Annotated in this window: 7 protein-coding genes; 2 read left to right on the top strand and 5 right to left on the bottom strand. The window is 68.6% G+C overall.

Annotated elements, in window-relative coordinates; all coding sequences use genetic code 11:
• Both PROKR_RS24405 and PROKR_RS24400 read right to left on the bottom strand, forming a co-directional pair.
• On the bottom strand, window positions 1–840 hold an 840-nt coding region (locus tag PROKR_RS24405), incomplete at its 3' end, for an FAD binding domain-containing protein (RefSeq protein ID WP_036968837.1).
• The gene (locus PROKR_RS24400; RefSeq protein ID WP_036968834.1) at window positions 840–1,463 is read right to left on the bottom strand and encodes a 2Fe-2S iron-sulfur cluster-binding protein; all 624 of its coding nucleotides are present in this window, start codon (window positions 1,461–1,463) and stop codon (window positions 840–842) included. The genes PROKR_RS24405 and PROKR_RS24400, both read right to left, overlap by 1 nt.
• A 275-nt stretch (window positions 1,464–1,738) precedes the next feature.
• On the opposite strand from PROKR_RS24400, the gene PROKR_RS24395 reads away from it, so the two are divergent.
• Entirely contained in the window at window positions 1,739–2,575 is an 837-nt protein-coding gene (locus PROKR_RS24395; RefSeq protein WP_036969107.1) for a helix-turn-helix transcriptional regulator, read from the top strand.
• 55 nt (window positions 2,576–2,630) lie between these two features.
• Here PROKR_RS24395 and PROKR_RS24390 read toward each other — a convergent pair whose 3' ends face one another.
• Window positions 2,631–3,404 (bottom strand): carotenoid biosynthesis protein, encoded by a 774-nt coding sequence (locus PROKR_RS24390; protein WP_036968831.1) that lies wholly within the window; start codon window positions 3,402–3,404, stop codon window positions 2,631–2,633.
• Between the two features lie 435 nt (window positions 3,405–3,839).
• Between PROKR_RS24390 and PROKR_RS24385 the strand changes: the two genes are divergently transcribed.
• The gene (locus PROKR_RS24385; RefSeq protein WP_051433318.1) at window positions 3,840–4,931 is read left to right on the top strand and encodes an oxygenase MpaB family protein; all 1,092 of its coding nucleotides are present in this window, start codon (window positions 3,840–3,842) and stop codon (window positions 4,929–4,931) included.
• Here the strand turns inward: PROKR_RS24385 and PROKR_RS24380 are convergent.
• Window positions 4,907–6,040, bottom strand: a complete 1,134-nt coding sequence (locus PROKR_RS24380; protein WP_036969103.1) for a GDSL-type esterase/lipase family protein — start codon at window positions 6,038–6,040, stop codon at window positions 4,907–4,909. The two genes, PROKR_RS24385 and PROKR_RS24380, sit on opposite strands and share 25 nt — an antisense overlap.
• Window positions 6,041–6,101: 61 nt before the next feature.
• Window positions 6,102–8,735 carry a glycoside hydrolase family 2 protein gene (locus PROKR_RS24375; protein WP_211240228.1) on the bottom strand — a complete coding sequence of 878 codons (2,634 nt, stop codon included), beginning with the start codon at window positions 8,733–8,735 and terminating at the stop codon, window positions 6,102–6,104.
• Window positions 8,736–8,823: the final 88 nt, after the last annotated feature.

Below are 8,823 nucleotides of genomic sequence, written 5' to 3'. Positions count from 1 at the left end.
GGGCCGGCCGGCCAGGGCGCGTTCGACGGCGGGCAGCCGCCAGGGCCGGGTCCCCACCCCGCCGACGGCGATCCGGGCCTGGGTGATGGTGCGCCCGCGCAGCTCGAGGGCGACGGCGGCGGAGGTGAGCGCGAACTCGTAGGACTGCCGGTCGCGGACCTTGAGGTAGTGCGAGCGTGCCGCGAAGGGGGAGCGGGGCACCGTGATCCCGGTGACGAGCTCGCCCGGCCGCAGGGTGTTCTCGATGTGGGGCGTGGCCCCGGGCAGCGTGTAGAAGGTCTCCAGCGGCACGGTCCGGGTACCGCGGGTGGAGCCCAGGTGCACCACTGTGTCCAGAGCGACCAGCGGGACGGCCAGGTCGCTGGGATGGGTAGCGATGCATGCGTCGCTCGTGCCGAGCACGGCGTGGCCGCGGTTGATCCCCTCCAGCGCCGAGCAGCCGCTGCCGGGCTCACGCTTGTTGCACGGCGTCGTGACGTCGCGGAAGTAGCCGCACCGGGTGCGCTGCAGCAGGTTGCCGCCGATGCTCGCCATGTTGCGCAGCTGGGCCGACGCGCTCAGCTCCAGCGCCTGCGCGACCATCGGGTAGTGCTGCCGCACGGCGGGATCGGCGGCTACGTCGCTCATCCGTTCGAGCGCACCGATGTGCAGCCCCTTGTGGTCCAGGGTGATGCCGCCCAGCGGGAGCCGGTTGATGTCCACGACGTGGTCGGGGGTCATCACCTCGAGCTTCATCAGGTCGACCAGGGTGGTACCGCCGGCCAGGAAGGCGGAGTCCGGTCCCGCGCCCCGCAGGGCCTCGCGTACCGAGCGCGGCTGGGCGAAGGTGTAGGGCCGCATCAGCGCATCGCCTGCTGCGCGTCACGGATTGCGTCGACGATGCGGGGGTAGGCGCTGCACCGGCAGATGTTGCCGGACATGCGCTCGCGGATCTCGTCGTCCGAGCGCGCGGGGCCCTCGTCGTCGACCATCGCGACGGCGGACATGATCTGGCCGGGGGTGCAGAAGCCGCACTGCAGGCCGTCGTGGTCGATGAAGGCCTGTTGCATCGGGTGCAGGCGGTCACCGTCGGCCAGGCCCTCGATGGTGGTGACCTGGTGGCCGGTCGTCGCGGCGGCCAGGGTCAGGCAGGACAGCACGCGCCGGCCGTCGACGTGCACGGTGCAGGCTCCGCACTGGCCCCGGTCACAACCCTTCTTGGTGCCCTTGAGATCGAGCCTCTCGCGGAGCGTGTCGAGCAGGGTGGCCCGCGGGTCGACCCGCAGCGAGACCGGGCTGCCGTTGACGACGGCCCGCACGCTCACCTGGGTGACGCCGTCCGCGGTGGGTGCCGCGGCGGCGGCCTCCGCCTCTGCCTGTCCGGTCAGCAGCGGGGTCACGGCGGCGGCGACCAGGCCGCCGCCCAGGAAGTTGCGCCGGGACACACCCGAACGGCCGCCTCCCGCATCGTTGTCTTGGTTCATCGGGTCTCTCCTGGCTGGTCGCTGGCTCGGGCAGGGGAAGGACTGCGCCGTGACCCGCGTGTGGTCTCCGGGTCCGGTGCTGGTCCCAGGGTGGACACCGGAGCGCGGGTCTTCCAGGCTCTGCCGATCCCAGGCTGAGGCTGAGCGGATGGGGCAGGAGCGCGCATCGAACCGAGTTCAGGGCATGATGCGGGTTCGGCCCTGGGTGACACACCGCGAGTCGGGACGGTAGAAACGGACCAATGCGGGACAGCAACGACGGAGGACAGCGCATGATGATCGACCGGGCTGGGCTGGCCGGTTTTCTCCGACGGCGGCGAGCGGCACTACAGCCGGAGGACGTCGGACTCATGCGTGGCTCAGGGCGTAGGACCAGTGGGTTGCGGCGGGAGGAGGTGGCCCTGCTGTGCAACATGTCGGTCGAGTACTACACGAAGCTCGAACGTGAGCGCGGACCTCGGCCGTCCGAGCGACTGATCGCTTCCATCGTGCAGGGGCTCGATCTTTCTTTGGACGAGCGTGACCACCTGTTTCGGCTGGCCGGCCTGAACGCACCGTCGCGTGGGCCAGTCGGCCCGCACGTCAGCCCTGGCCTGTTGCGGGTCCTGGACCGTATGGATGACACGCCCGCGGAGATCATCACCGAGCTGGGTGAGACTCTCTACCAGAGCCCGCTGGGTGTCGCTCTGACCGGTGACCGCACTTCTTACCGCGGTCCAGCTCGCAGCATCGGCTACCGGTGGTTCGTCGATCCGGCCGAACGGCAGCTCTACGCCGCTGAGGACCACCCGTTCCTGACGCGCGTGTTCGCCTCAGGCTTGCGCCAGATCGCCGCCCTACGCGGCCCAGGTTCCCGGGCGGCACAGTTCGTGAGCCTGCTCCAGGCCCAGAGCGAGGAGTTCAGGCAGGTGTGGGAGAAGCACGAGGTGGCCATCCCACCAGTCGTCAAGCGCTTCGTGCATCCAGAGGTCGGCACACTGGAACTGAACTATCAGACGCTGGTCGACCCCGACCGACCGCACAGCCTGTCCGTCTACACCGCGGTCCCCGGTACTGAGAGCCACGAGAAGTTGCAGAGGCTGGCCGCCACGGCGCCGGTAGGACTTCGCTGAACGCCGGGCAAGGCGCTGGTGGGCGAGGCCTCGCGCGTGGCTCGCCCACCAGCGGTCAGATGCGGCTCAGGTCTCCCCGGGCGATCTTTGCGATCGCGAAGAGCGACACGGGAATGATGCTGAAGATGTTGAAGATCATGAGCGTCTCGAAGATCGCCGGTGTGCTCCACGCCATGCCGGTGAGGTCAACGACGGTCTCGCCCTCTGTGAAGCCGAGGAAGGCCGAGACCGAGGTGATACCGAACATCATGTAGACGAGCACCGGCTGCAGGTGGGAGATCTGCGGCAGGTCCGTCGTCTCCTCGGTCCCCGACGTCTGACGGCGGGCGAGGATCAGCGCGAAGATCTGGAAGAAGGTCCACGTGACGAACCACCAGCCGAGATAGTTCGTGAAGGGCACGCCGAAGACGCCGCCACCGTCCTCCCAGACCCAGGAGTGCCGGACGGTCGAGGAGATCGAGTCGATGCCGACATCGAACATCGTCATGACGGCACCCGCCAGCACCGGGAGCGCGACGACATTGACCCGGCCGGCGCGGGTGCGCAGGTTCAGGCGCTCGTCCGCGCGGTCGAGGATCGCGTTCGCGGTCATCCAGCTGACGAAGCCGATACCGAAGTAAGCCACCCCGATCACCACAGGTACGTAGAACAGCTGCGGCATGATCGTGTAGTAGTAGTTCCCGAACGGGAAGCCCGTCATCACGCTCAGGTTCTCCCAGATGCTGCTGACGACGTAGCTGATGACGAAAAAGGCGAACAGACGCCCCCAGCCGTACCGCCGCGTGCCCTGGGAGAAGGCAAGGACCACGCCGACCAGGGCGATGAGCATTCCCGCTGCGTTCGAACCCGTGAGCGGCAAGAGCACAGCGACGGCTGCGGCTACCGGCACCACGAACCAACCGATGACTCGCTGGACCTGGCCCGTCGATTGCCGCGGAGGAGCGTGCGGCAGTCGCACTTCGACACTTGGTGTGTTGGACATGACTTCCTTCTGGAGAGAGGCGGTCTGGGGACATGCTTGGCATTGCGCGACCATGGTCGCGATCCGGATCTGGATGTATCCAGGCCCTGCCGATCCGCCCTTTCCGCGAGACCGAAAGGTCCGCGCCTCCGCGGTCTTTGGGGGGATCGGCAGGGCGTGGCTGTCGGCCTCGGCGGCGACTTGAATGACGTCATGACCCCTTCGAGCAATGACTCATCGGTGCCCGAACGCGTTGTCGACCTTGACTCAGCCCGGAGCAGGCACGGCGACCGTGCCGACTTCATGGTGCGCATGCTGAAGGTGGGGGACCCGCTCGCCGACGCCGTCATCGCCGAGTTCGACGAGCTCGGCCGGTCCGCACGTACGACGCTCCAGCGCGGTCTCACCGAGGGCCGGGCGACCGTGCCGGACGCGCCGCCCGCCGTCGACGCGCTGCTCGCCCACGCCGAGACCGCGCCCGGCTGGATCTCGCCGGAACTGCTGGACACAGGGGACCAGACCTCGCTCGCCGTCCCACCGCACTGGCGCGGCCTGGCCTCCGCCGGCGGCTCCCTGGCGCACACCTACAGTTCCCCGGCCATCGCGCGACTTCTTGTCGGCACGGGCCGGCTGACCTCGACGGCGCCGCGCCGGCTCGCCGAGACCGGGCTGTGGGTCGCCTCCGCGATCCTGCCCGGCGGGCTGCGCCGCGGCGCTCCCGGCTACGTGCAGACCGTGCAGGTCCGGCTGCTGCACGCACGCGCCCGGGCATCGGCCATGTCCCACGGATGGGACGCCGACCGGTGGGGGATCCCGATCAACCAGGCCGACATCGCGCGCACCTGGCTCGACTTCACCGTGGTGCCGTTCACGTTCCTGGAGAGCGTCGGCTACCGGCTGACTCCCGAGGAACAGTCGCGCCTGTACCGCTACTGGTGGTACATCGGTCACCTGCTGGGCCTGGACGAGGAGTTCTTCCTTGACGTGGAGGACCACCGGCAGGCTGGTGAGCTGCTCGACCTGCTGGACTCGACTACCGCCCCGCCGGACGAGAACAGCCACGCTCTGGTCGGGGCACTGTTCGACGCGGCGACGGCGACCCTCGCGGCCGCGCCGCAGTCGCCGATGGACGCGCCGGGCTGGCGCGACCTGCTCAACGCCCTGGCAGGCCGGTACCACGGCAAGAACGCTGCCGCTCTGGGCATACCGGACTCGCCGATCACAGCGGTGCTGCCCCTGCTCGCCGCGGGGGAGGCCACGGCGCGTCACTACCAGGCGCAGATCCCGGGCGCGGTGCAGAAGGCCGTGGAGGACGGCACCCTCGCCGTACACGGAATGGTCAGCGTGCTCTCCGGAGGCAGCACCGCCTATCAGGACCACGTCACGGCCCCGTGATGTCCGAGCACCTTCGCCGCCACGTCGGCAATGCGGTCCAGGCCGCGGTCGCTGGGGTGAAGGTGGTCGCCGCTGTCGTAGCGAGGATCGAGCTCTGACTCGGCCCCGTCGGATCTGAGCGTCGCGTCGAAGTCGAGCACGCCGCTCTGAGCACGCACCCAGTCGTTGACCGACCTGCGGCGGCCCTCGCGCTCGTGGTCGTAGCCCACAGCGGGCAGGAACGGGGTGATCGAGGCGTAGAAGACCGACAAGCCTGCGTCGCGAGCCCGCGTTCCGACCTCTTCCAGGGCATGGATGAGCTGGCCTGCGGTAGGCAGCTCATCTTCTGGTGCTACCTGTCCAGGGTGTCCGAGATCGTTGGTGCCGAGCGCGACGACGACGTGGGTTCTACCTGCGACCTCCAGGACATCGCGATCGAAGCGCTCCAGACCGGAGATCCCGTAGAGCGCGCCCATGGGCCCGGCGCCGGGTAGACGGAGCCTGTTGCCCCCGATTCCTCGGTTCACGATCGCGATCTGCCTGCCCCGGAGCCGCTTCGCCGCGCGTTCCGGCCACCCGGCCGCGGTGATGGAGTCACCGAGGCAGACCACTACTGGTGCCGGGACCGCCCGGGACACATCGACGCCGCGAAGCAGCGGCGTGGGGGCGGGAACACTCCCGCCCGCGGGGAGCGGTACGGCGGGAGCGTGCCGGCCAGGGAATTGGCTGGATCCCGAGTGATCGCCCGTCTCGGACAGGCACCACGTAGCGGCCGCGATGTTGCCGGTCGTGATCTCACACGTGTGCGGGAGGTAGATGTCTATGTCGATCGCGTCGCCGGCGGTGGTGCTCACGCTTGCCGGATCGGAGACCAGCTCACCTCCCGGCGGGATCTCGGCAGAGGGCAGGCCACCGAAGAGCAGCGACGAGGCTCGCCCGTCCACCTGAACTGCCGCACGGCCGACGAGGAGCGGAACGGATCCGAAGCGATTGCTCAGGTTCACTCGGAGCCGCTCGCCTCCGATGCTCGCCGCGACTCTGATCCTCACGGTGACGTCAGTGAAGGAGAGACCGGTACCTGTCACATCGGTGACCGCTTGGGTCCAGCTCGCGTTCCATGCCGAAGTCATTGATCTCTCCCCGTAGCGCTTGTCGTCGCCCTGCCTATCGAGGCGATCCGGTCCAGCACCATCACGAGCGACGCTGCCCGGCGCCGACATAGCTGCCGACCGAGATCGCAGCTTCCTCATACGCCTCCGGAAGGCCGGTGATCGTGATCGTGCGGGCCTCCCCGGCACGCAGGTCGAGGTAGTTGTCGCTGAAGCGTGCGGTCGGCCAAGGGGTCGCCACCCGCACAAAGTAGGTGAAGGCATCGGCCTCGATCGTCACCGAGGCACTGGTGGCACCTGTCCGCGTGGTCTGCGAACGCAGGGCCGCGCGAGGTAGCGGCAGGTCCTTGATCTCCGCGAAGAACAGCCGGTTTGCACCGAACACGCCGTCCGAGCTCTCCACCCAGGCGTACTGGTCGGGCGAACCCGTCACGGGCTGCTCCCACACGCGCGCCGACTCGCCCGCCTCTACGCTGACGGGAACGCGCACATGCAGGTGCTGGGCGCCGGAGAACCCTGCCACCGTCACGACGGCGGTGCTCGACACGGCAGTTGCACCGGAGTTGGACAGCCACAGGGCCAGCACCCCGTCCTCGTGGACGAAGGTGGCGATCACGGGTGAGAACGCCCGCTTGCAGGCGAAGTAGCCGGCCTTCGGGACGGTGTCATGGTCCACCACCGACCAGCTGAACCCAGGCCAGACGTCGTTGAACTGCCAGACCAGCGTCCCGTTGCAGTGCGGCTGGCGCCGACGGTAGTGCTCGATCCCGAACTTGAGCCCCTCGGCCTGCGAGACCATCGTGAAGTCGACGTACTGCTCGAGTGTGGTCGGCAGGCCGGTGACGATCTCCAGCAGTGCGTCACCCTTGTTCTTCGGGTGGTCCTTGTTGTGCGCGTCGAAGGAGTCGCTGTGCACCTGAAGCTGCCCGGCCGGAACCCAGCGCTCGAGCGTGGACCGTGCCGGCGAGGCGTGGATCCCGAACTCGCTGATGAACCTGCCGCGGTCCTTGGCGTAGCGCCGGAAGTGGCGGGCCTCGCCGGGCGTCGCGTAGTCGTTGCCACCGCCGGCACCGACGTCGAATCCGTGCCATACCTCCCAAGCGTGCCGGTCCCCATCGAGGACGCCGTTGACGGTCATCAAGCCCTCAGTGGTGTCCTCACCCCAGGGGCTGCCCGGCCAGTAGGGCGTCGCGCCGTCGTGGTGCTCGACCGCCTCGGGCAGGAGCCGGTGGAAGAAGTCCCAGCCCCAGTTGCCGGGCTCGTAGTTCTGGTAGGCGATGCCGTGCAGGACGTGGACCTCGTTGTTGCCGCACCACAGCGCCATGCTTGCGCGGTTGCGCAGGCGCTTGACCTGGTACTCGGCCTCCAGCTCCACCTCCCGCTGCAGGGCCGGGTCCTGGCTGGGGTAGTCGGCACAGGCAAACATGAAGTCGTGCCAGATCAGCACCCCGAGCTCGTCCGTGGCGGTGTAGAAGGAGTCCTGCTCGTAGATGCCCCCGCCCCAGATGCGGAGCATGGTCATGCCGCCGTCGCGTGCGAGCTGGACCAGCTCCCGGTGCCGTTGCGCGCTCACAGAACCGACGAGCATGCTGGCCGGCAGCCACGCGCCGCCGCGGGCGAAGATCGGCACCCCGTTCAGGACGAACCTGAACAGCCGTCCGCCCTCGGGGGCTGCGGGCCGGTCGAGGCGGATCGTGCGGATGCCTATCCGATCAGCGACGACATCGCGGACCTGCTCGCCCTCGCGCAACTCGATGCGCACGTCGTAGAGCGCAGGGTCGCCCAGGTCGTGAGTCCACCACAGCTCGACGTCCTGGATGCTCAGCGAGCCACGGGCGGCGCCGTCCCGCACCGGCAGGCTGACTCTGTGCGTGCGACCGCTCGGCGAGGTCAGCGTGATGTCGGCGCACAGGTCCATGTCCGCGCGCAGGGACTGCGTCTCCACGGAGATGGTGAGGTCTGCTGTGCGGGCCTGCCGGTCGATCGCATCGGTGCGGACGTGATGGCCAAGGACCCTCGCGCGGGTGGTCGTGACCAGCTCGACGGGACGCCAGATTCCGATCGAGGGCACACGGGGCCCGAAGTCCCAGCCCCAGGAGAACGTCGCTTTGCGGCGCTGGGTGGACAGGGCCAGCATCGGGGAGATCCCGCCACCGGCGTCGGTGTCGTCGCCATCCTGGTTGATGTCGCCGAGCGCCGCACTGATCCGCCTGATCTGGTCGACGGTGTCCGGTGACTCGGTCAGGCCGGCCAGAGGCGGCGCGAACCGCAGCAGCAGTTCGTTGGTCTCGGCCACGAGCGCGGTCACGTCGAACTCGGCCGGCCGGAACATGTTCTCGTGGTTCCCGAGCAGCTGCCCGTTCAGCCAGATCTGTACCACGGTGTCCAGACCATGGAAGACGAGCCTCAGCTGGTCGTCCTCGTCGAGGACGGGTGCGTCGAAGGTAGTGCGGTACCACCAGTCGCGGTCCTCGATCCACCGCACGGAGTCCTCGTTGCGGTCGAAGTAGGGATGCTCGATCGTTCCGGCGCGCAGGAGCGTCTCGTGCACTCCGCCTGGCACGACGGCCGCCGTCCAGTTCCGGGGCTCGGCGGCCAGGTCGGCCGGCTGCAGTCCGCGCTCGGTGCCGACCAGGCTGAAGTCGCCCAGCGGAGTGGTGGTCATGGCGCCTGTGCGGGTGGCCTGCTGCGCTGAGCTCTCAGACGTGGTGCTCACAATGCACTCCCTCGTGCCTGTAGATCGAACCGGTAGTAACTCTGAATTGGTAGTAACTACTAAATAATACTGCACGCCTTTTTCGGGT

The organism is Promicromonospora kroppenstedtii DSM 19349, assembly GCF_000515355.1.
GTDB classification, from domain to species: Bacteria; Actinomycetota; Actinomycetes; order Actinomycetales; family Cellulomonadaceae; genus Promicromonospora; species Promicromonospora kroppenstedtii.
Note: the sequence above shows the minus strand (reverse complement) of the source record. Positions and strands in the feature narration are given on the sequence as shown.

Excerpts from the sequence above, each read along its gene's own strand:
- PROKR_RS24395 (WP_036969107.1), top strand. The coding sequence starts at position 1,739 with ATGATCGACCGGGCTGGGCTGGCCGGTTTTCTCCGACGGCGGCGAGCG.
- PROKR_RS24380 (WP_036969103.1), bottom strand. The coding sequence starts at position 6,040 with ATGACTTCGGCATGGAACGCGAGCTGGACCCAAGCGGTCACCGATGTG.
- PROKR_RS24385 (WP_051433318.1), top strand. The coding sequence starts at position 3,840 with ATGGTGCGCATGCTGAAGGTGGGGGACCCGCTCGCCGACGCCGTCATC.
- PROKR_RS24390 (WP_036968831.1), bottom strand. The coding sequence starts at position 3,404 with ATGCTCATCGCCCTGGTCGGCGTGGTCCTTGCCTTCTCCCAGGGCACG.
- PROKR_RS24400 (WP_036968834.1), bottom strand. The coding sequence starts at position 1,463 with ATGAACCAAGACAACGATGCGGGAGGCGGCCGTTCGGGTGTGTCCCGG.